Below are 23,264 nucleotides of genomic sequence, written 5' to 3' on the forward strand. Positions count from 1 at the left end.
TGCCGGTCAACAAGGCCGGCTAATAACCCATCGTAGAGTGTTTTTGACGTGCAGGGCAGTTACTAAAAGTAGTAGTCGCCCATAACGTTAGATAACCCGCCCCGCGTCGGCTTCCCAACGGTAGCCAACCCCGTAAACTGCACGAATAAACGATTGATCGGCATCCAGCGCCTCAAGCTTGCGCCTCAGGTTTTTGATGTGGCTGTCGATGGTGCGGTCGGTGACCACGCGGTAATCGTCGTAAAGGTGATTCAGCAGCATTTCGCGTGAGAACACTTTTCCCGGTTCGTGGGAGAGCGTTTTTAGCAGTCGAAATTCGGCTGGCGTGAGGTCTAACAGCTTGTCGCGCCATATGGCCTGGAAACGGCCTTCGTCGATGATCAGCGGGCTTTCTTCGGAGCCGGGAATATTGGCGGCCTGGCGCTTGCAGCGGCGCAGAATGGTTTTTACCCTGGCGACGACTTCGCGTGGGCTGTAGGGTTTGCAAATATAGTCATCCGCGCCAATTTCCAGCCCCAGCAGGCGGTCGATCTCTTCGATTTTAGCCGTCACCATTACGATGGGCACCTCGGAGAAGCGGCGGATTTCCCGGCACAGCGTCAGGCCGTCTACGCCGGGGAGCATCAGATCCAGCAGGATCAGATCCGGCGGGGTCTGGCGCACATAAGGCAGCACCTGGTCGCCGTGGGTCAGTAGAGTGGGCGCATAGCTGGCCGCGCGCAGGTAATCAATCAGCAGCTGCCCGAGCTTTGGCTCATCTTCTACTATCAAAATGCGCGGCGTGTTTTCATCAATCGGTAGCTCGGTCATAGTGTTCTCGACGTTTCGGCTTCCAGAGGAAGTTCTACTGTAATGCTAACCCCGCCCAAACGCGAATGGTCGGCGCTTAGCGTACCGCCGTGGGCGGTAACGATGTTCTGGCAGATAGACAGGCCAAGGCCGGAGCCTCCGCTGGCCCGGTTTCGCGACCCTTCGGCGCGGTAAAAACGGTCAAAAAGTTGCTTCAGCTGCTCGTCGGAAACGCCCGGCGCGCTGTCGTCGAAGTTCATCACAAACTGCTGGTTCACCACTTTGCCGCTAATCACAAGTTGGCCGCCTGCGTCCGTGTAGCGCAGGCTGTTTTCCAGCAGATTATTAAACAGCTGCATCAGGCGGTCGCCGTCGCCAAAGATCATCGCGCTGTCCGGCAGCGCCAGGCGTATGGTCAGGCCTCGTGAATCAAAGCGGGAGCGGAACGCCCCGGCAACCACTTCGATAAGCGTAATGATATCGAGGGATTTCTTCTGGTACGCCAGTGCGCCTTCGTCGGACATCGAGAGCTGGTGCAGGTCATCCACCAGCTTGGTTAGCGTGGCAACTTCCATTTGCAGCGAGGTCACCGACTCAGGGGTAAATTTGCGCACGCCGTCCTGAATAGCCTCCAGCTCTCCGCGCAATACCGCCAGAGGCGTTCGCAGTTCGTGGGAAATATCCGCCATGTAGGCGCGGCGCATGGTGTGGTTTTTCTCCAGCGTGCTGGCTAACTGGTTAAAGTCCTGGGCCAGACGCCCCAGTTCGTCGCCGCTGCTGACGTCTACGCGAGCGGTAAAGTCCCCGGCGGCGAGTTTATGGGTTCCCTCAACCAGCCGTTTTACCGGGGCAAGCAGCCCGCGGGCGAGCAGGAAGGTAGCCGCCGCCGCAAGCAGACTCGAGAGCGCGACGATTATCCAGCTGGTTCGCCGCTGCTGGCGATCAAAATTGATATCCGTGCTGCGCGTCAGGCGCTCAACCGGGGAGGCGATAACCCAGCCCACGTCTTTGGCATCGACGTTGATTGCTTTACGCATGCCGTCCATCGGCGGCTTTTCTCGCGGGCCGACCAGCACGCGATAATTCTGGTCAACGACCCAAAACTGGGTGCGCCAGCCGTGAGGCGGCAGGCCACGTCCTTCGTCGCCGTCACGCTCAAAAGAACGCAAAATCTGAAACACAAAGCGGTCATTGTGGCGTAAAAATTTCCAGTCTCCGTGAAGCGCGTACTGCTCGCCGAGAGCGTCGCTTAACATCTCAAGCCGCTGGGCGTTGCCGCGTTTGATGTAGTCGATAAAACCGTGTTCAAAGCTGAGCCGGACCCCCCAATGCATGATGGCCAGCAGCAGCAGGCAGGTGGAGAAAATCGCCAGGAATAACTTGCTGGTAATACCAGAGCGCCAGAGTTTCATGTTTCGCTCCTTTTACGGCGGGCGATAACGGCATTTTGAGAGCCGTCTTTCGGCACGCGGGTAAACAGCAGGGCGGGCAGGGCAATGACCAGCGCCATGCAGAAGTAGGTGTACATAAAGATGCTGTGGGCCTGAGCGCCGTCGGCGGGCAGTTGCTGGTGGCCGAACATGCCGAGCAGCAGCCCGGCCACGGTCACGCCGATACTCATTGAAAGCTGCATCACCATCGACAGCATGCTGTTGCCGCCGCTGGCCAGGTCGTCCGGTAAATCTTTAAGCGTCAGGGTATTCATCGAGGAGAAGCGCATCGAGTTGACCATGCCCTGCACGAACAGCACCACCGGCAGCAGGTAGTACCAGCCCATCAGCGCGACGGCCATAAACATCAGGGTTATCAGCGCCAGCCCGAGCGTGGCCGCCACCAGCACATTGCGGTAGCCAAAGCGGTTTACCACCTGCACCACAATACGCTTCATTCCCATACTGCCGAGCACCATTGGCACCATCATCAGTCCGGCGTGGAAAGGCGAAAACCCGAGGCCAATTTGCAGGAATACCGGCGTCATAAACGGCAGCATCCCGCTGCCGATGCGCCCGCACAGGCTGCCAAACAGGCCGATTGAGAAAGTTTTGGTTTTAAACAGATTCAGATCGAATAGCGCGTTGGGGTTGCCGCGCGCATGCCACAGGTAAAGCACAATCGCTATTATTCCGCCTGCCACCAGCAGGGACAGGGTCTGGCTGGAGATACCAAGGCCTTTTTGCCCGTCGAGGGCGATGGTCAGCGCCGCCATGCCGAACGCCAGCAGCAGGAAACCAGAAATATCAAAGCGGCGGGTCTGCATGGTGTAGTTCGGCATCAGCCAAAGGGTAGCGATGGCCCCGACGATGCCAACCGGAATATTAATCAGGAAGATCCAGTGCCAGGAGGCATATTCTACCAGCACGCCGCCGAGTGCAGGCCCCAGCAGCGGGCCAACCTGGCCGGGAATGGTGACGAAGGTCATCGCCGCCATATACTGAGTGCGCGGTACGATTTTCATCACCGTTAAGCGCCCGACGGGCACCATCATCGCGCCGCCGATGCCCTGAACCACGCGCGCCAGCACCAGCTCATTGAGGGTGCTGGCGTTGGCGCAAAACAGGGAGCCAAGGGTGAACAGGATAATGGCGGTGAAAAAAATATTACGCACGCCCACTCTGTCCGCCAGCCAGCCGCTGGCGGGTAACATCACCGCAACCGTCAGTACATAGGCCACCACCACCGAGTGCATATGCAGCGGGCTGACGCCCAGACTGTGTGCCATAGAGGGCAGGGCGGTGTTAACAATCGTGGTATCCAGCGCCTGCATAAAGAAGCCAAAGGCGACAATCCATAGCTGCCAGCGAACGGCGGGGGGCAAATCAATCATATGGACAGAGCCTTACTTTCACGGGGCTTGCGGCTAAAGCGCAATCTCAGTCGATCAAAGAACAGGTAAACCACCGGCGTGGTGTAAAGCGTAAGCAACTGGCTGACAACAAGGCCACCCACGATGGTTATCCCCAGCGGCTGACGCAGCTCCGCGCCGTCTCCGCTGGTCAACACCAGCGGCAATGCGCCAAATAGCGCGGCGAGGGTGGTCATCATAATCGGGCGGAAGCGCAGCAGGCAGGCCTGGAAAATAGCCTCTTCCGGGGTCAGGTCGCCCTTGCGCTGAGCTTCAATCGCGAAGTCCACCATCATAATGGCGTTTTTCTTCACGATACCGATCAGCAACATGATACCGATTAGCGCTATCAGGCTGAAGGGGGCGCCGAAAAGTTCCAGCGCCAGCAGCGCGCCGACGCCCGCGGAAGGCAGCGTGGAGAGAATAGTCAGGGGATGCACATAGCTCTCGTAGAGCATACCCAGCACGATATACACCGTGGCGATCGCCGCCAGAATCAGGATCACCTGCGAATTCATCGTCTGCTGGAAGACCTGTGCCGTACCGGCGTAGCTGCCGCGCACGGTGGGGGGCACGCCAAGCGAGGTCATGGTGCGGTCGATGGCGTCGCTTGCTTCTGACAGCGAAACGCCATCCGGCAGGTTAAACGAAATGGTCGACGCGGCGGACAGGCCCTGGTGGTTTACCGCCAGCGGGGCGTTCGCAGGCTGCCATTTTGCGAAGTACGAAAGCGGAATCGACTTGCCCTCGCTATTAATCACAAACATCTGGTTCAGCGAGCTGATGTCCTGGGTGTAGCGCGGGTCAACCTCCATCACGACTTTGTACTGGTTCAGCGGCTGGTAGATGGTCGAAACCTGGCGCTGGCCGAAGGCGTTGTTAAGCAGGTTGTTGGCGTCAGAAACGCTGATCCCCAGCCGTGACATGGTCTCGCGGTCGTAAATAAGATCCATCTCCGAGCCGTTATCCTGCTGGTCTGAGTTAACATCGGCCAACTCCGGCAGCGCCGCCAGCGCTTTACGGATTTTTGGCTCCCACTCTCGCAGCGCGCTTAGATCGTCGGACAGCAGCGTGTACTGATAGCTGGCGTTGGCCTGCCTGCCGCCAACGCGGATGTCCTGCACCGCCATTAAATACAGATTGGCTCCCGGCTCTTTGGCCAGCTTCCCGCGCAGCCGATCGATGACCTGCTGGGCGGTTTCGGTACGCTCGCTCAGCGGCTTGAGGGAGATAAACATCATGCCGCTGTTAACTCTTGAACCGCCGGTAAAGCCGGTCACGTTGTCTACCGCAGGATCTTCACGAATGATTTTCATAAAGTCCTGTAGCTTACCGCGCATCGCCTGGAAGGAGATACTCTGGTCGGCCTGAATATTGCCCATCAGCCTGCCGGTATCCTGCTCCGGGAAGAACGTCTTCGGAATGGCGATATACAGCCAGACGTTAAGCGCGATGGTAGCAAGCAGCACCACGCCTACCAGGCGCGTATGGTTCAAGACCCATTTCAGCGAGCGGGCATAGCCGCCCTGCATGGCAATCAGCAGGCGGCCAAAGCCGCGATTTTTGTTTCGTTTTTCCGGCGGGCGGCTCTTCAGCAGCCAGCCGCACATCATTGGGGTTAGCGTCAGGGAAACCACCAGCGAGATGCCTATCGCCACCGAAAGCGTCACCGCAAACTCCCGGAACAGCCGCCCCGGCAGGCCACCCATCAGCAGCAGCGGCAGAAAGACCGCAACCAGCGACAGGCTCATGGAAAGTACGGTAAAGCCGACTTCACGCACCCCTTGCAGCGCCGCCTGCATCGGCTTCACGCCCGCTTCCAGATGGCGCGAAATGTTCTCCAGCACCACGATGGCGTCATCCACCACAAAGCCGGTGGCGATGGTTAATGCCATCAGCGAAAGGTTGTTCAGGCTAAAGCCGCATAAATACATGGCGGCAAAGGTGCCAATCAGCGAAACGGGCACCGCGATCGCCGGGATAAAAGTCGCGCGCCCCGAACGCAAGAACAGGAACACCACCAGAATGACCAGCGAAACGGAAATTACCAGCGACTGCTCGACTTCCTCCAGCGAGGCGCGAATGGTGGGGGAGCGATCCTGTGCCACCTGTAAATCAATCGAGGCCGGAATCGTTTCCCTTAGCTCAGGGATTTTGGCGCGAATGCGGTCCACGGTTTCGATGATGTTGGCTTCCTGCGACTTGCGGATCATCAGCAAAATCGCCGGTTTGGCGTTGGTCATGCCCGCGTTGCGCACGTCCTGTACGCTGTCGGTAACGTTAGCGACGTCTTTAAGCCGCACCGCGGAACCGTTGTTGTAGTGGACTATCAGCGGCATATATTCTGCCGCTTTCTTCAGTTCGTCATTGGTCTGGATCTGCCAGCGATTTGTGCCGTCTTCAACCGCACCCTGCGGGCGGCGAACGTTGGCATTGGTAATGGCGGTGCGTACCGCATCCAGCGAAACGCCCTGGTTGAACAGCGCCTGCGGGTTGAGATCCACGCGTACGGCCGGAAGCGAGCTACCGCCCACGTCAACATCGCCCACGCCGTCGATTTGCGACACGGTTTGCGCCAGCTGCGTGGAGGCAAAATCATACAGCTCGCCCTGCGACAGCGTGTCGGAGGTGAGCGTCAGGATCATTATCGGCGCGTCCGACGGGTTGGCTTTGCGATAAGTCGGGCGGCCCGGCATGCCGCTCGGCAACAGGCTTTGGGCGGCGTTAATTGCCGCCTGCACGTCTCGCGCCGCGCCGTTGATGTCGCGGTCGAAATTAAACTCCAGAATAATGCGGGTGCTGCCGAGCGAGCTGGAGGAGGTCATCTCGGTCACGCCTGCGATGCGGCTCAGCGACCGTTCAAGCGGCGTTGCCACCGAAGAGGCCATGGTTTCCGGAGAAGCGCCGGGCAGCGAGGCGCTGACCATAATCACCGGATAATCTACCTGCGGCAGCGGGGCGACGGGCAGCAGCCTGAAGCCAAGCACGCCACAAAGCGTAATGGCGACGGTCAGCAGTATCGTCGCCACCGGGCGGTAAATGAAGAGGGCAAAAAACTTCACTTACGCCTCCTCATGCTGTCGGCCGAAGCGCCGACGAGTGTAGTGCGACAGACGGTCAAACAGCAGGTAAATCACCGGCGTGGTGAACAGCGTCAGCACCTGACTCACCAGCAGGCCGCCCACCATGCCAATACCCAGAGGGCGGCGCAGTTCAGCCCCAACCCCGGTTGATAACATCAGCGGCAGAGCGCCAAGCAGAGCGGCGAGGGTGGTCATCAGGATCGGACGGAAGCGCAGCAGGCAGGCCTGGTAAATGGCCTCATAAGGCGCCATACCCTGTTCACGCTCGGCCGCCAGGGCGAAGTCGATCATCATGATGGCGTTTTTCTTCACGATACCAATCAGCAAAATGATGCCGATGATGGCGATAACGTCCAGTTCCGCACCCGCCAGCATCAGCGCCAGCAGCGCACCCACGCCCGCCGTTGGCAGAGTGGAAAGGATAGTGACCGGGTGAATAAAGCTCTCATACAGCACGCCCAGCACGATATACATCGCCACTACTGAGGCGACAATCAGCCAGATAGTGCTGCCCAGAGCGGCCTGGAAGGCAAGAGTGCTGCCCTGGAACTGGGTGGTAATGTCCGACGGCATGGAGAGATCTTTTTCCGCAGCGGTAATCGCGTTAACCGCATCGCCCAGGGACTGGCCCTCAGGCACGTTGAACGAGAACGTGGTCGACGGGAACTGGTCAAGGTGGTTGATGGAAAGCGGGGCAAACCGCTGTTCCACTTTGGCGATTGCGCTGAGCGGGATATTGCCGCCGTCGCTGCTGGTCAGGCGAATATTGTCCAGCGCGCTCAGGCCCGGCGTAGTGCTGGTATCGTGCTCCAGAACCACGCGGTACTGGTTGGCCTGGGTATAAATCGTCGAGATAAGCCGCTGGCCGAAGGCGTTATACAGAGCGCTGTCCACGGCGGACATGGTAATGCCGAGGCGGCTGGCGCTGTCGCGGTCAACATTCACGTACGCCATCAGCCCTTTGTCCTGCCAGTCGCTGCTGACGTCGGAGAGCTGAGGCAGCTCTTTGAGCTTATCTTCTAATTGCGGAACCCAGGTGCTCAACTCATCCAGAGAGGTGGCCTGCAAGGTGAACTGGTACTGCGTGCGGCTCACCGTGGTGTCGATGGTCAGGTCCTGAATTGGCTGCAAGAACAGCTGCACGCCCGGTACGCTGGCAACATTCTGCTGGAGCCTGTCGATAACCACAGGAATGCGGTCATCTCGCTCGCTCAGCGGCTTAAGGTTTATTTGCAGGCGAGCGCTGTTCAGCGCCGGGTTGGTGCCGTCAACGCCGATAAAGGACGTCAGGCTTTCAACCGCCGGATCTTTCAGAATGACGTCTGCAACCTGCTGCTGGCGCTGCGCCATACTGGCAAAGGAGACGGACTGCGGTGCCTGAAGCGTGCCCTGGATAATGCCGTTGTCCTGGATGGGGAAGAAGCCTTTAGGAATGAACACCCACAGCACGACGGTAAGCGCCAGGGTGCCAAATGCCACGCCAAGCGTCAGCCACGGGTGGTTTAACACCTTGCTTAGCAGACGGCCATAGGCGGCAATAATATTGTCGAACATTTTCTCGCTGGCGCGGGAGAAGCGGTTCTGTTTGCGCAGCGATTCGTGGCTCAGCATTCTGGCGCACATCATCGGCGTCAGCGTCAGCGAGACCACGGCGGAGATTAATATTGAAATCGCCAGCGTGACCGCAAACTCGCGGAACAGGCGGCCAACGATATCGCCCATAAACAGCAGCGGAATAAGCACCGCAATCAGCGAGAAGGTGAGAGAGATAATGGTAAAGCCAATCTCGCCCGCGCCTTTGAGGGCCGCGGCCATCGGCTTCTCGCCTTTCTCTATATAGCGCGAGATGTTCTCGATAACGACGATGGCATCGTCCACCACAAAGCCGGTGGCAATAGTCAGCGCCATCAGCGTCAGGTTGTTGATAGAGAAGTCGAGGAACACCATCACCGCGAAGGTGCCAACCAGCGACAGCGGCACGGCGACGGCGGGAATGATGGTGGCCGGAACGTTGCGCAGGAACAGGTAAATAATCATCACCACCAGAGCAATAGCCAGCATCAGCTCGTGCTGAGTGTCGGTTACCGAAGCACGAATGTTGGTGGTGCGGTCGCTAAGCAGTTTTACTTCAACCGACTTCGGCAGGCTTTGGGTCAGCGTCGGCAGCATCTGACGGATGCTGTCTGCGGTATCAATAATATTGGCGCCCGGCTGGCGCTGCACGTTCATTACGATGGCGGGTTGCTTATTTGCCCACGCGCCGAGCCAGCTATTTTCCGCCCCTTGTTCAACGGTTGCGACATCGCCAAGGCGAATAGGCGCGCCATTTTGATAAGCAATGATGAGGTTTCGGTATTCCTGCGCGGACTTCATCTGGTCATTGGCGGAGAGCGTGACCGCGCGCTCCGGGCCGTCGAGGCTACCTTTAGCCGAATTGACGTTTGCGCTGGTAATAGCCGTGCGAATGGTTTCGCTGGTCAGGCCCAGGGCGGCAATCGCCGGAGCATTAAGCTTAACCCGCACCGCAGGGCGCTGGCCGCCCGAGAGCGTAACCAGCCCGACGCCGGAAACCTGCGAAATTTTCTGCGCAACGCGGGTCTCAACCATGTCTTCAACCTGAGTCATCGGCAGAGCGCTTGAGGTAACGGCGAGGCTCATAATCGGCGGGTCAGCCGGGTTAACCTTGCTGTAAACCGGCGGATTTGGCAGGTCGGTCGGCAGCAGGTTAGTCGCCGCATTGATAGCCGCCTGTACTTCCTGCTCGGCGACATCCAGCGGCAGGGTTAGCTGGAACTGGAGCGTGACGACCGATGCGCCCCCCGCGCTTTGGGAAGACATTTGCTTGAGGCCGGACATCTGGCCGAACTGCCGCTCCAGCGGCGCGGTTATCGCCGAGGTCACGACGTCCGGGCTGGCGCCAGGGTAAAGCGTTACTACCTGAATGGTCGGGTAGTCAACTTCCGGCAGCGCCGAAACGGGCAGGAAGCGGTAACCGATAATCCCCGCCAGCAGAATGGCCACCATCAACAGCGTGGTGGCTACCGGGCGCAGGATAAACAGGCGGGAAGGGCCGCCCGTAGCCCCTGGAGGTAACACCTGCATCAGGAACCCGCTCCGTTATGTTTACGGCCGGTTTTTGTTTCAGCGGCCGGTTTGGCGGCGGTATCCGCATCCGCGCTGTGCGGCGCAACAACTTCAACCTGAGCGCCTTCCGTCAGGCGGTCTATGCCGTCCGTCACGACCCGGTCACCGGCAGAAAGCCCGGCGCTGACCACCACTTTTTGGCTGTCCTGAATCCCCGGCGTGACCAGATGCTTGCTGACTTTATTGTCGCTGTTCAGCACCCAGACAAAGTGGCCTTCATTGCCCATTTGCAGCGCCCCGGCAGGAATAACCACCGCATTTTCCTGAGTGTCTACCAGCATGCGGGCGTTGACGAACTGGTTCGGGAACAGGGCATCGTCCTGGTTATCAAAACGTGCTTTGAGCTTGATGGTGCCGGTGGTGGCATCTATCTGGTTATCCAGGCTTAACAGCTTGCCGCTGCTGAGCTTGATAGAATTAGTACGGTCCCACGCTTCTACGCTGAGCGTCTGGCCTGCTTTCTGCGCTTTAATGACAGTAGCGATGTCGCTTTCGGGCAAGGTAAACACCAGGTCAATCGGGTGTGTCTGGGTCAGAACCACGATGCCGTTGGTGTCGCTGGTGGAAATCTGGTTGCCGATATCGACCTGTTTCAGGCCAACCCGGCCGTCTATCGGAGCGGTTACGCGGCTCCAGGTGAGCTGTAATTGAGCGCTGGCTACGGCGGCTTCATCCGCTTTGACCGTTCCGGCGCTGGAGTCAACCAGCGACTGCTGCGTGTCCAGTTCCTGGCGGGAAACTAGATTGGTTTTCACCAACTGCTGGTAGCGGGCTAAATCGCGGCGGGCGTTTGCCAGTGTAGCCCGATCTTTTGCCAGCTGGCCCTGGGCCTGAGCGAGGGCGACTTTAAACTGGCTTGGGTCAATCTCTGCCAGCAAATCTCCGGCTTTAACCTGCTGACCTTCCCGGAAGTGGATAGCCAGAAGTTGCCCGTCAACGCGGCTGCGAACCGTAACGGTATTGGCGGCGGTGATGGTGCCGAGGCCCGTCAGGTAATGAGGCACGGCTTCACTGGTTGCCGCTGCCGCCTGAACGGGTGCCAGCGCACCGCGCATGCCGCGACGCCCGCCCTGGGAATGTGATTGCCCGGCCTTAGCCTGGGGTTGAGCATCGGACGAAGCCGTATGGCTGTGCCAGAACCAGGCCGCAGCAATAGCAACGAGAATGAGTCCTGCAATCCATAACCAGCGAGGTGTGTGCGTGCCTTTCATAATGTGGCGAGTTCTCTTCCTGAAACGATTATTCGTTGATGATACTAGTTTAGTAATCGATAGCCCCTCAATGATGGAGGAAATATGAAATACTGTCAGATTAGTAAGATATCGCCGAAGCACGGCGTTTTGATGAGCGTATTCGTGCTCTAAAACAACCTTCTTCCGAGCCCGTTCCCAATCATGTGATTAACCGATAGCCATGTCACGACTTGAAAAATAAACTGTAGTTTATCTTTTATTTATAAACTATAGTTTATGGAGTTGGTTATGATATGGACTGTTATTTTTACCGATTACTTTTATTTCTGGTATCAGGCCCAGCCGCTGGCCTTGCGTAAAAGACTGGCGGCAGCCTTCGGCAACATAGGTTTCTGGGGGCCGGAATTAAGCAGGCCGCTGGCGGATACGCAGTTCGCGCTCCATCTTGCGGAGCAGGAGAAAATAAAATGAAAACGTTAACGGAAGTGATTGCCGAATTTTCGCCAGAAGATCAGGCCGAAATTCATAAACTGACCGAGGCGCTGATTCTGGAAACGGGTTTACAGCTGGTACGCGAAGATCTGGGGCTTTCCCAGAAGCAGGTGGCGCAAAAAATGGGCGTGTCCCAACCGGCAATAGCGGCGATAGAGCAGCGCGGCAATGATTTAAAAGTATTGACCCTGAAGCGCTATGTTGAGGCGCTGGGCGGCAGGCTTTCGCTACAACTTGAGTTCCCGGAAGGGATGAAGCAGTTTCGGATATAAAAAACCGCAGGAAGCCTACGGTTGATGTTTTAGAACATAGATTAGCGGAAGACAACGTCCGACCAGCGGGCCAGCCCCTGGGTTACGGAGCCGAAGTCATCGCCGCCCGCAATTGGGATGCCGGGAAGCTGCTGCGCAAGCGCATGTTTAAGCAGCGGTGAGCGAGCGCTGCCGCCGGTGAGGTAAATCACCTCTGGCTTCGCGCTGCTGTTTTCCATCGCCAGCGTAACCTGCTCCAGAATGCGCTGCAGCGGCTGGCTGATGGCGGTTTCCAGCGCCTGCTGGCTGATATCACAGCCCACCTCTTTGGCGATAAACGGCAGCAGAGTGGCAACCTGCTGGCTGTCGGAAAGGGCTATTTTGCTCTCTTCCGCCGCACGTACCAGCCGGTAGCTCAGGCGCTGACGCCAGACTTTTTGCAGGTAGGCCACTTTCTCCGGCTCACGCGAGTCGCGCACCATCTCATTGAGCGAGCGGCCATTAGCTGCGCTGTAAAAGTCGTTTTGCGCCGGAACGTCGTTTATTGCTACCGCGTTCCACCACGGCAGAACCGGGAGCGCGATGCCTTTTTCCGTCTGGCCGCCCATGCCGAGCAGGGGAGCCAGCTGCTTGAAGGCCAGCATAATATCGAGGTCGTTACCGCCAACGCGGCAGCCGCTGTGGCCCAGCAGACTTTGCTCGCGGTCGCGACGACGGTGCCACTCAGGCCCCATCAGCAATACCGAGCAGTCGGTGGTGCCGCCGCCGATATCGACTACCAGCACCTGTTTTTCCTGCTGCAAAGTGGCTTCATAATCCAGCCCGGCCGCTACCGGCTCGAACTGAAACACCACATCGCGGAAGCCTGCCCGGTGCGCTGCGCGTTCCAGAATCCCCTGGGCCTGCCGGTTAGCGTCTTCGCCGCCCAGCCCCTGGAAGTTAATCGGCCTGCCGATAACCGCCTGGTTGATGCTTTCGGTCAGCTGGCTTTCGGCCTGCTTGCGGATATGCAGCATCATGGCGCAAACCAGGTCTTCAAACAGCGCAACCTGCTGCGGTTTCAGGCCGGTAGCGCCGAGGAATGACTTCGGTGATTTAACGAAGTAAACCTCTTCCGGGTCTTCCATATACTGGCGCAGCGAGTCCAGGCCAAACTTCACGCTGCCCGGCAGCACTTCTATGTCTTCTTCGCGGTTGTAGCTTACCGCCCGGCGCAATAGCGCCTGGGTTTCATCCCCGTTAGCCGGGACTTCGTGATGGCGATAAAGCCATTCGCTCACCGCTTCACGAGTCGGGGCGCAAAGCATGGAGGGAAGCAGCGACGAGCCGTTTTCCATCTCCAGTAATTGTGGCTTGCCGTCGCGCATAATTGCGACCGAGCAGTTCGCCGTTCCGTAGTCAAAACCAATATTCATTTTTGTTTATTTATCCCCATGCCGGTGAGAAGGGGGGCGACTTTAGCCGAATGGCGGGCCGCGGGCAACTGAATATCAAAGCAAGGCAGAAATCGCCGTTTAGCAGTATGATAAATAGTCGATGTATTCTGGCTAATGCCATCATTCTATTCAGGATTATTTATGTACACCCTTAGCTATCAACCTCCATACGACTGGTCCTGGATCCTCGGTTTTCTGCAAGGGCGTGCCGTAGAGGGCATTGAAGTTGTGACCGCGAGCCGCTACCAGCGGAGTTTTGCCCTGCACGGACATGCCGGGCTGGTCACGCTCGAACCCGACGAGGCTAACCATTGCCTCAGGGTGACGCTGAGCGAGGGTCTGATTGCGGTAGCCGATGAGGTATCAGGACACGTAAAACGGCTGCTGGATCTCGACCGAGATCCGCATCAGGTGCTTCACAGCCTCGGTGAGCTTGCGGCGGCTCGCCCTGGCCTGCGCCTGCCCGGCTGCATGGACCCTTTTGAGCAGGCCATACGGGCTATTCTTGGGCAGTTAGTCAGCGTGGCGATGGCATCGAAGCTTACCGGGAAAGTCGCCCGGGCTTACGGTAAACGGCTTGCAGGGCATGAGGACTGGTATCTTTTCCCGGAGGCATCAACGCTGGCGCGTTGCGATGTGCAACAGCTCAAATCTCTGGGAATGTCGCTGAAGCGGGCGGAGGCCATCGTGCATCTTGCCGGTCTGGTCGAGCAGGGGCTGTTCCCGCTGCTGCTGCCCGATGATGTGGAGCGGGGCGTAAAATCGCTGATGGCTCTGCCGGGCATTGGCCGCTGGACCGCAAGCTACTTTGCCCTGCGCGGCTGGCAGGCCAGCGATGTTTTTCTGCCGGATGATTATTTGATTAAGCAGCGCTTTCCATACATGACGCCAGCGCAAATCCGGCGCTATGCCGAGCGCTGGCAGCCGTGGCGCTCGTACGCTTTGCTGCATATCTGGTATAGCGACGGCTGGTCGCCGGTCAGTTAATCCCGAAGTAGCTATTGCTCAGCAGAAGCTCAAGCGGCTGCGGCTGAACAATCGTTTCCCCGTAGATTAAATCGACTCCGATCCCGGATAACGTATCCATTACCAGCGGCATATCCGCCGGCCCGGCAATAGTTTGCAGCGCCAGGCGCTGGGCGTGGCCGTGCACGATGGTTATCATCATTTCGTCCATTAAATTGCAGTGAACGTTGAGGATAAGTTCCGGATCAATCATCACATAATCAAACAGCTGGTGGCTGAGGGTATTAAACAGTTCCAGGTCGCGCCCGACGTGGCTCAGTATTGTACGGCAGCCCGCCGCACGTAGCTTTTTCAGGTTGGCGTGAACGGGCTCAGGGTTTTCGAGCAGGTCGGCGCTGTTTATCGTTAAATGCAGCAGGCGCGCGGGCGTGCGGGTTTCCCTGAGCCGATCCAGCAGCTCATCAACAAAGCTATTGCTGGCGAGGCCGGCGCCGGATAGCGGCAGCGCGATGCCAAATCCTTTCATCGTTACCTGCGCGGCAAATTTAACAAAGAACTCGTTAAATACCCGGCGATCCAGGGCGAGATGAAGCGCCGGATCGGCAAGCCCCGCCCGGAAAGCGGGTTCATCGATGACATCACCTTCGCTGCCCCAGAAGCGCAGGGAAAGCAGATAGAAGCAAGTAGACTCCGGGATGCGCGGCGGAGCGACGGCCAGGGCGACCATCAGCAACGGGTTGTCATCAATCACCCGCCACTGCTCATCCAGCGGCATAGTGTCGCGGCCTTGCTCCATATAATGGCGATTCGGTTCATAGACGGTAACCTGCCCGCGGCCGCTGTTTTTCGAGGCGTAGCAGGCGATATCAGCCTGGGAGATCACTTCAGAAGCTATCGCGTTATCGCCGTCGATATGCGTTATCCCGGCGCTGGCGCCGATGCGGTGCAGACGCCCGTCCCACATGAAATGATAGTCGTTGATGCTGCGAATAATACGTTCGGAAATATAGCGGGCGTTTTCCGTTGAGCAGTCCGGCAGCAGCAGGCCGAATTCGTCCCCGCCGAGGCGCGCAAGGAAATCTCCGGTGCGCAGCATACCCAGCATCATCGCCGCCAGCTCCCGCAGCAGAGCATCTCCGGCGGCGTGGCCCGCCGAGTCGTTAACGGCCTTAAAGCGATCGAGATCGATAAAGACCAGCGCATGGCGCTGGCGGTGATCGAGAGCGCCCTGTAGCAACTGCTTGAGATGGTTTTCAAAACTCACCCGGTTGGCCAGGTGAGTCAGGCTATCGTGCGAGGCGCTGTAGCTCAGCTGTTTCAGCATTTTACGGGATTCGGTCACGTCCTGAATAACCAGCACGGAACCAATACTCTGTCCGTCAAGCGTGGTCAGCGGCGTAATGGTGTAATGAATATCGTAGCTGCCGCCGCTGCGGCAATGCAGCACCACATCCTGCTCAATGGCGGTACGAGAGAAATCGCCGCTGTGGATGTTTTCCATCACCGGGCCGTTGTCGCCGAAGGTGATGCGCAGTATCGCCAGAATATGCTGGCCGACGGCGTCTTCCTGCGCCCAGCCGCTGAGCTTCTCGGCAATCGGGTTCATAAAGCTGACGTTCATATCGACATCGGTACAAATCACCGCCTCGCCGATAGAGTCGAGCGTGATGTGCAGGCGCTCTTTTTCCTGGTAAAGCGCTTCATTAAGCTGCTTAACCTCGGTCATATCCATATTGATGCCAAGCAGTCTTTCCACGTCGCCGTTTTTATTCAGCACGCGGTTGGCGAGAGAGCGAATATGGCGAATGCCGCCTTTCACGTTGATGCGGAACTCAAGCTTAAACGGGAGGCGATTTTTCAGTGAGTCGCGGATCACCTGCTCTGAATGGGCAAGATCCTCTTTCACCAGGCGCTCAAGCCAAAGCTGGTAGGTCGGCTTAACGTGCTGCGGAACGTCATAAAGTTCGAACATCCGCTTATCCCAGCTGATCACGTCGCTGGTCAGGTCCCACTCCCAAATACCGATCCCGCCCGCCTCGTTGGCAAGCGTAATGCGTTCCATCAGGCGTTTGTTGATCCACTCGGTATGCTTCAGGTCGTTAATGTCTTCAATCTGTGCAATGTAGTAGAGCGGGGAGCCGTCGGTATTGCGCACCACGGAAACCGTCAGCATCGCCCACACCACGTTGCCCGCGCTGGTGTAATAGCGCTTCTCCATTGAGTAGCTATTGATCTGGCCGGCGGCAAGCTTGCTAAGGTGCTGAAGGTCGAGATTTAAATCTTCGGGCCAGGTAATTTCCTGAAAGGTGAGGTTGCCCAGCTCTTCGCCGGAATAGCCGAGGAACTTGCACAGCGATTTATTCACCTGGATCCATTTACCTTCGGTAGAGACCAGCGCCATGCCGATAGCGGAATATTCCATCGCATTGCGAAAACGAGTTTCGCTCTCGGTGATGTGCTTACGCTCTATGCGCGAAGAGTACATCACCATGGTGATGACGTTTGCCGGTAACAGAATCAGCAAGAACGGCAGCCACGGAGCATACTCCAGCACTTTTGGATGCGGCGTGGAAAGCGGCATTTTTCCGATCGCGATTATCGCGGAAACCATCATCAGTGTGGCAAGGAAGATAATAAAGGCTTCCAGGCGAGGCAGGCGGATAGCGCTCCACATCAGAATGACGATAATAAAAGTGAACGGCCACGGCAGGTAAATAAGCGATAAATAGCTCAGGCCCAGGGTAATGGCGAACGTAGCCAGCGTTTCAAACAGCAGTGAGGTTTTACGGTGGCGCAGCAGGTAGTAAGGCTTGAAAAGCAGGCCCGCAGGCATCAGAGCCAGCGCACCTATTGATTCCGAGAGTACCCAGATAAGGAAGGTTTTCAGGGTTGTGGAGTCAACCGGGGTCGGCAGCAGAACGACCAGCAGCCCGCCAACCAGCGGCGGGATCGCCGCGCTGCAAATTGCCAGCTTGCTCCAGTTATTAAGCGTTTGCAGCGGATTTTTGCGCGGTAAAAAGCGGCGCAGCAGTATGGCCCCGAGCAGCGCCTCAAGCACATTAATAGAGGTGAGGATCAGGTTCAGCCAGCTCGGCGGGTAGAGCAAAAGACTTGCCGCCAGGCTCCCTGCGGCGCAGGCCAGAGCAATAACCGGCCAGCGATGCAGCGGGTTACGGAAGAAGGCGGCCATCATCACCGATGTCGTGAACCAAATAGGAACCAAATCAGTTCCCTTGAGGGTCAGCTCCATCGAGTAAAGGGTAAAAATAAAACTTAAAATCGCCAGGCCGACCAGCAGTATCAGCAAATGGAGGGCGGTATCAGTTTGTCTGTTTTTTATAATCATAACCGCAAATCCGCTTAGACACTGCCGCCAGGAGCAACGCCCGGATGCATATAAATAAAGAATCGGTTTATGCTAGTACAAACGTTTTACAATTCCTATGCTCGGCTGTCAGAATTTACCTACAGAGCGTCAGAAATTGCGTAGTCAAATCACGTAATTAAATAATTCCACTCTAACTGACCGCTTTACGCCTCCATGAGGCGATTACACCGCAACTTTCTGTTGAGCAAGGCGGGTAAATTAGCGAATGCGGCGGGTAAGAGGCTGGTATCAAACGGCGGTTGTCCCTATAATTGCCGCGTTTGACGCCCTCCGCGTCGTCCTTCCATCACTTTTAGTATTCAGGCCGTAAATAATATGACCGATCAGTCTCATCAATGCGTCATCATCGGGATAGCCGGCGCATCGGCTTCAGGGAAAAGCCTCATTGCCAGCACGCTGTATCGTGAACTGCGCGAGCAAGTCGGCGATGAACACATTGGTGTCATTCCGGAAGACAGTTATTACAAAGATCAAAGCCATCTGTCGATGGAAGAACGTGTAAAAACCAACTACGACCACCCCAGCGCAATGGACCATAACCTGCTGTTTCAGCATCTGCAAACGCTGAAGTCAGGCAAGGCTATTGAACTGCCGGTGTACAGCTATGTCGAGCACACCCGTACCGACCAGACGATTCACCTGGTGCCAAAGAAAGTTATTATTCTTGAAGGCATTTTGCTGCTGACAGATGCCCGTCTGCGCCAGGAAATGAACTTCTCTATTTTCGTTGATACTCCGCTGGACATCTGCCTGATGCGCCGCATGAAGCGAGATGTTAACGAGCGCGGTCGTTCAATGGACTCGGTGATGGCGCAGTACCAGAAGACGGTTCGTCCAATGTTCCTGCAGTTTATCGAACCTTCTAAACAGTACGCCGATATCATCGTGCCTCGCGGGGGTAAAAACCGCATTGCTATTGATATTCTGAAAGCCAAAATCAGTCAGTTCTTTGAATGATGACCGTCCGCGAGCGAGCGTAAGCCGCTCGCCTTTATGTTGAACCCCATGCTGAACGCCCGGTGGCTATCGAAGCCGCTCTGTGGCAGTGTGGGTAAAACTGAGATTGATAAGGAGAATTTGCGATGCGTCTTTGCGATCGTGATATCGAAGCCTGGCTGGATGACGGCCGTTTAGCAATTACGCCACGCCCGCCGATTGAACGCATTAATGGCGCAACGGTGGATGTCCGCCTGGGCAATAAATTCCGCACCTTCAGCGGCCACACGGCTGCCTTTATCGATCTCAGTGGCCCAAAAGATGAAGTTAGCGCTGCGCTCGAGCGCGTAATGAGCGACGAGATTGTGCTAAAAGAAGGGGATGCGTTCTTTCTGCATCCCGGCGAACTGGCGCTGGCGGTCACGCTTGAGTCGGTCACCCTGCCGGACGACTTAGTGGGCTGGCTCGATGGACGCTCGTCGTTAGCTCGCCTCGGCCTGATGGTTCACGTAACCGCGCACCGTATCGATCCCGGCTGGCATGGCTGCATCGTGCTCGAATTCTACAATTCAGGCAAACTGCCGCTGGCCTTGCGCCCGGGCATGATGATTGGCGCTCTCAGTTTTGAGCCGCTCTCCGGCCCGGCCGCTCGCCCTTATAACCGCCGCCAGGACGCCAAATATCGCGACCAGCAGGGCGCGGTAGCAAGCCGTATCGATAAAGACTAAATCGCCGTCCTTTACCCGCAAACTGGCGGGTAAAATGGAGAATGTTATGAGACGACTTTTAACCACGTTGATGATTCTGCTGGTCGTGCTGGTGGCAGGCCTGACCTCACTGGTGTTGATGGTTAACCCCAACGACTTTCGTGGTTATATGGTGCGTCAGGTTGAAGCCCGCAGCGGCTACAACCTTCAGCTCGACGGGCCGCTGCGCTGGCACGTCTGGCCGCAGCTCAGTATTTTATCCGGCCGCATGTCGTTAACCGCACCGGGCGCCAGCCAGCCAGTGGTCAGCGCCGACAATATGCGCCTTGACGTGGCGTTAATTCCGCTGCTTTCCCACCAGCTACAGGTGCGCCAGGTGATGCTTAAGGGCGCGGTGATTCAACTGACCCCTGAAGCAGAGGCCCAGCGCGCAAAAAATGCGCCGGTAGTGCCGAAGGGAACCATCAGCGAGCCGGATGCCACGCGCGGCTGGTCGTTTGATGTTTCCAGACTGAAAGTCGTCGACAGCGTTCTGGTATTCCAGCGCGGCAGCGACGAGCAGGTGACCGTTCGCAATATTAACCTGCAAATGGAGCAGGACGATAAGCGGCAGGCGCATGTTGATTTCAGCAGCCGAATCACCCGCGACCAGCGTGATTTGACGCTGTCGCTGACCGCCGATGTTAACGTCAGCGATTACCCGCAACAGATTACCGCCAACCTTAGCCAACTTAACTACCAGTTACAGGGGGCTGCTCTTCCGCCTTCGGGCATTAGCGGCGCGGGTTCGTTGCAGCTGGGATGGCGCAGCGAAAATAACCAGCTTTCCCTGAGTCAGCTCCAGATAACCGCCAACGACAGCGATTTGCAGGGAGATGCCAGCGTTCTGATGCAGGATAAGCCGGAGTGGAAGGTGAATCTGCACTCTCTCCTGCTAAACCTCGACAAGCTGGTAGTAAATTCCTCCTCTGCTGCGGGCAATGGTGCAAATCAACAGGCTCAGCAGGCGGCGGCGCAAAACCGGCCCAGCCCGGTGATTGCCCAGGAAGCGGGGGAATCCGATTACCGCGACCTGCGTGATTTTAATGCCGGGGTGAATATCACGGCTGACGCGGTGCGCTGGCGCGGGCTGGCGTTTAGCGATGTTCATTCGGCGCTGGCTAACCAGGACGGCATACTGACCATTAGCCAGCTCAACGGTAAACTGGGGCAGGGCACGCTCTCGCTGCCCGGCGTGCTTGATGCCAGCGGCGCGCAGCCGAAACTCAGCTTCCAGCCGCAGGTTAAGAACATTGAAATTGCCAGTATTCTGACCGCCTTCGACTATCCGATAGCGTTAAGCGGCCAGTTCTCCATGAGCGGTGAATTCTCCGGCGATCATCTTAACGCCGAAGCTTTCCGCAGCAGCTGGCAGGGCGATGCTCAGCTTGAGCTGGCGCATTCCCGGCTTCAGGGCATGAACTTCCAGCAGCTGATTCAGCAGGCGGTGAGCCGCAGTAATTCAGGTGTGGATGCTCAGCAGAGCAGTGAAAACGTCACCGAGCTTAACCATTTCACCACGCAGGCCTCGCTGGATAACGGTGCACTGGCGCTGAATAACATGGTCGGCGAGTCCAATGTGCTGTCACTAACCGGGCAGGGAACGATGGATCTGGTGAAAGAAACTTGCGACACCAATTTTGCCATCAAAGTAAATGGCGGCTGGCAGGGAAGCGACAGCAAGCTGATTGAAGTCCTGAAAACGACCCCGATTCCTCTACGTGTATACGGCCCGTGGCAGGAGCTGAATTACACCCTGCAGGTCGATCAGGTGCTGCGTAAACAGCTTCAGGATGAAGCCAAACGCCGCCTCAATGACTGGCTGGATAAGCATAAAGATAGCGATAATGCGAAGGATGCGAAGCAGCTGCTTAAAAAGCTTTAGCGTTCTGGCAGATGCAAACAAAACCCGGCAAATCGCCGGGTTTTTTTATACTTCATAATCCAGCGCATCATCCGCTAGCAGCGTTTCTATCTGCACTTTATTGACGCGGTGATTTTTCACCTCCAGCGTTTTTAGCCGATAATTACCGACCTCAACGCTCTCACCCTGAGCAGGAATATGCTGCAGGTGCTCCATCAGCAGCCCAGCGATGGTGTGATATTCACGTTTTTCGTCGAGGGGCAGCGCAATATACTGCACCAGATCTTCGAGCGGCATGTGGCCGTTGGCGGTCCAGCTGCCGTCCGGGTTTTTCTGAATATCGTGGCGGGCATCAATCTCTTCGATTTCGTTTGGCAGGTTCCCGGCAATGGTTTCCATCACGTCGCTAAGCGTCACCACGCCTTCGACCGAACCAAATTCATCCACCACAAAAGCGAAGTGGGTACGTGCGGTGCGGAACTGCTCCAGCGCCTGAAGTAAAGGCAGCGCTTCCGGGAACACCAGCGGCTGGCGAATCAGTGGGGCAATGTCCAGCGTTTCGCCGTGAAGCGACTGGTGCAGCAGGTCAATAACGTGCACAACGCCAAGAATTTCGTCCCCCTCATCGGTGACGACGATGCGCGTATGCTGGTTTTTGTCCAGCAGCTCAAGAAGCTGTTCCTGAGGGGCGGCAATATTCAGATATTCCACGTCATGGCGGGAAGTCATAATGCTGCTGACGCTGCGCTGGTTAAGGTGCAGCACGCGTTCAATCATCCGCGTTTCCTGAGGATTAAACACTTCGTCAAACGGACTGCCGTCGGCTATCAGCGAGGCGGTTTGCGCATCAAGCTCGGCTTCTTCCTTCTTACCGTTTAGCAGCCGCAATACCGCTTCGGCGGTGCGCTCGCGCAATGACTGGTTGGCGGAAAGAAAGCGCCGACGGTTGAATATAGCCAGCTGGTTCAGGGATTCAATCATCACCGAGAAGCCTATCGCTGCGTAGAGATAGCCTTTGGGGATTTGGTAGCCAAAGCCGTCCGCCACGAGGCTAAAACCAATCATCAGCAGGAAGCTGAGGCAGAGGATAACAATAGTCGGGTGGCTGTTAACGAAGCGTGTCAGGGATTTGCTTGCCAGCACCATCAGGCAGATAGCGATAACCACGGCGGCCATCATCACCGCCAGATGATCGACCATGCCCACGGCGGTGACTACGGAATCAAGAGAGAAAACCGCATCAAGAATCACTATCTGGGCGACTACCGGCCAGAATTTAGCCCCGCGCTTTTGCGCGTGGTGCTCTGAGTCCTTACCCTCGAGGCGTTCATTAAGCTCCATCGTCGCTTTAAACAGCAGGAACAGACCGCCCAGCAGCATGATTAAATCCCGGGCGCTAAAGCTGAACGACTGAATGCTGAACAGCGGGCGGGTAAGGGTGACCAGCCACGAAATAGAGGCCAGCAGCAGCAGGCGCATCACCATCGCCAGCAGCAGGCCGGTGACGCGGGCGCGGTCGCGCAGCTTGGCAGGGAGTTTTTCGGCAAGGATGGCAATGAACACTAAATTATCAATGCCAAGAACCAGTTCGAGAACGACCAGGGTAACTAACCCGGCCCAAATTGAAGGGTCGGCAATCCATTCCATACGGGGTTTACAACCTTTTGACCTGTGGCAAATGCCACAGTGAAATGATGGATAATCGTGTGACAAAAAGCAACGCCCGACTGAGATTAATCCGTAATGGCTTATATTTTTTCTCAGACTAATACCAACAACTTCCCGTTAATTAATGTGGGTAATTAATTGGGCTTTGTATTCATTTATTTTAATTGGCGTTGATAGGCTATGAGATATATCTGTATAGGTTAGGGTTGTTTGTCTGATTATTTTATTGTCAATATAAAGAAATTCCTAAAAGGTTATTATTGGGCGGTTCATATTATTCTTAAAAGTCCGGTTGCGGCCTTTTGTCTCCTTGCCTGCACGGATTTAAGCTGCAACAATCTTTATCGATGATTAGCAATAGATGTATTTTTTATACATTGGTTAATGGTTCGCCTCAGCGTTTCTATAAGCTCTGATTGTTAGAATTGAATATCTTTATGGATATTTCAACGCGTCAATCAATTAA

The 23,264-nt window shown here is 56.6% G+C and carries 15 protein-coding genes; 6 read left to right on the forward strand and 9 right to left on the reverse strand.

All coding sequences use genetic code 11. From position 1 onward, the window contains the following. Positions 1-87: 87 nt before the first annotated feature. From baeR to ACG1VR_RS07645, 6 genes are read right to left on the reverse strand one after another with little or no spacing between them, the layout of a single operon-like run. On the reverse strand, positions 88-810 hold the full coding sequence (baeR, locus tag ACG1VR_RS07620; protein ID WP_016537263.1) for a two-component system response regulator BaeR: 723 nt from the start codon (positions 808-810) through the stop codon (positions 88-90). Then, positions 807-2,201, reverse strand: a complete 1,395-nt coding sequence (gene baeS / locus ACG1VR_RS07625) for a two-component system sensor histidine kinase BaeS (protein WP_016537262.1) — start codon at positions 2,199-2,201, stop codon at positions 807-809. The genes baeR and baeS overlap by 4 nt, the downstream gene beginning before the upstream one ends. Continuing rightward, positions 2,198-3,613, reverse strand: a complete 1,416-nt coding sequence (locus ACG1VR_RS07630) for an MFS transporter (RefSeq protein WP_395490597.1) — start codon at positions 3,611-3,613, stop codon at positions 2,198-2,200. Before ACG1VR_RS07630 ends, baeS begins: the two co-directional genes overlap by 4 nt. Continuing rightward, positions 3,610-6,693, reverse strand: a complete 3,084-nt coding sequence (gene mdtC, locus ACG1VR_RS07635) for a multidrug efflux RND transporter permease subunit MdtC (protein ID WP_395490598.1) — start codon at positions 6,691-6,693, stop codon at positions 3,610-3,612. The genes ACG1VR_RS07630 and mdtC overlap by 4 nt, the downstream gene beginning before the upstream one ends. Then, positions 6,694-9,816, reverse strand: coding sequence for an MdtB/MuxB family multidrug efflux RND transporter permease subunit (locus ACG1VR_RS07640; RefSeq protein ID WP_395490599.1), 3,123 nt, complete (start codon positions 9,814-9,816; stop codon positions 6,694-6,696). It abuts the gene before it with no gap. After that, positions 9,816-11,069 carry an MdtA/MuxA family multidrug efflux RND transporter periplasmic adaptor subunit gene (locus ACG1VR_RS07645; protein WP_395490600.1) on the reverse strand — a complete coding sequence of 418 codons (1,254 nt, stop codon included), beginning with the start codon at positions 11,067-11,069 and terminating at the stop codon, positions 9,816-9,818. Before ACG1VR_RS07645 ends, ACG1VR_RS07640 begins: the two co-directional genes overlap by 1 nt. 270 nt (positions 11,070-11,339) lie before the next feature. Between ACG1VR_RS07645 and ACG1VR_RS07650 the strand changes: the two genes are divergently transcribed. Further along, the gene (locus ACG1VR_RS07650; RefSeq protein ID WP_176580264.1) at positions 11,340-11,522 is read left to right on the forward strand and encodes a hypothetical protein; all 183 of its coding nucleotides are present in this window, start codon (positions 11,340-11,342) and stop codon (positions 11,520-11,522) included. Then, on the forward strand, positions 11,519-11,815 hold the full coding sequence (locus ACG1VR_RS07655; RefSeq protein ID WP_016537256.1) for a helix-turn-helix domain-containing protein: 297 nt from the start codon (positions 11,519-11,521) through the stop codon (positions 11,813-11,815). The genes ACG1VR_RS07650 and ACG1VR_RS07655 overlap by 4 nt, the downstream gene beginning before the upstream one ends. Before the next feature lie 41 nt (positions 11,816-11,856). Here the strand turns inward: ACG1VR_RS07655 and yegD are convergent, their stop codons facing one another. After that, positions 11,857-13,209: a molecular chaperone gene (gene yegD / locus ACG1VR_RS07660; protein ID WP_395490601.1), complete on the reverse strand. Its 1,353-nt coding sequence runs from the start codon at positions 13,207-13,209 to the stop codon at positions 11,857-11,859. Positions 13,210-13,371: 162 nt separating this feature from the next. Here yegD and alkA point away from each other — a divergent pair, with 162 nt between their 5' ends. Beyond that, the gene (gene alkA / locus ACG1VR_RS07665) at positions 13,372-14,217 is read left to right on the forward strand and encodes a DNA-3-methyladenine glycosylase 2 (RefSeq protein ID WP_395490602.1); all 846 of its coding nucleotides are present in this window, start codon (positions 13,372-13,374) and stop codon (positions 14,215-14,217) included. Here alkA and ACG1VR_RS07670 read toward each other — a convergent pair. Continuing rightward, on the reverse strand, positions 14,210-17,542 hold the full coding sequence (locus ACG1VR_RS07670; protein WP_395490603.1) for a diguanylate cyclase: 3,333 nt from the start codon (positions 17,540-17,542) through the stop codon (positions 14,210-14,212). The two genes, alkA and ACG1VR_RS07670, sit on opposite strands and share 8 nt — an antisense overlap. Positions 17,543-17,899: 357 nt before the next feature. Here ACG1VR_RS07670 and udk point away from each other — a divergent pair, with 357 nt between their 5' ends. From udk to asmA, 3 genes are all read left to right on the forward strand, one after another. Continuing rightward, on the forward strand, positions 17,900-18,541 hold the full coding sequence (gene udk, locus ACG1VR_RS07675) for a uridine kinase (protein ID WP_016537251.1): 642 nt from the start codon (positions 17,900-17,902) through the stop codon (positions 18,539-18,541). Positions 18,542-18,666: 125 nt separating this feature from the next. Continuing rightward, entirely contained in the window at positions 18,667-19,248 is a 582-nt protein-coding gene (dcd, locus tag ACG1VR_RS07680) for a dCTP deaminase (protein WP_016537250.1), read from the forward strand. A gap of 46 nt (positions 19,249-19,294) precedes the next feature. After that, entirely contained in the window at positions 19,295-21,151 is a 1,857-nt protein-coding gene (gene asmA, locus ACG1VR_RS07685; protein WP_395490604.1) for an outer membrane assembly protein AsmA, read from the forward strand. A gap of 45 nt (positions 21,152-21,196) precedes the next feature. On the opposite strand, the gene ACG1VR_RS07690 is transcribed toward asmA, so the two are convergent. Then, on the reverse strand, positions 21,197-22,777 hold the full coding sequence (locus ACG1VR_RS07690; RefSeq protein WP_172569493.1) for a TerC family protein: 1,581 nt from the start codon (positions 22,775-22,777) through the stop codon (positions 21,197-21,199). Between the last annotated feature and the right edge of the window lie 487 nt (positions 22,778-23,264).

Source organism: Cedecea davisae (assembly GCF_044095835.1).
Lineage (GTDB): Bacteria > Pseudomonadota > Gammaproteobacteria > Enterobacterales > Enterobacteriaceae > Cedecea > Cedecea davisae.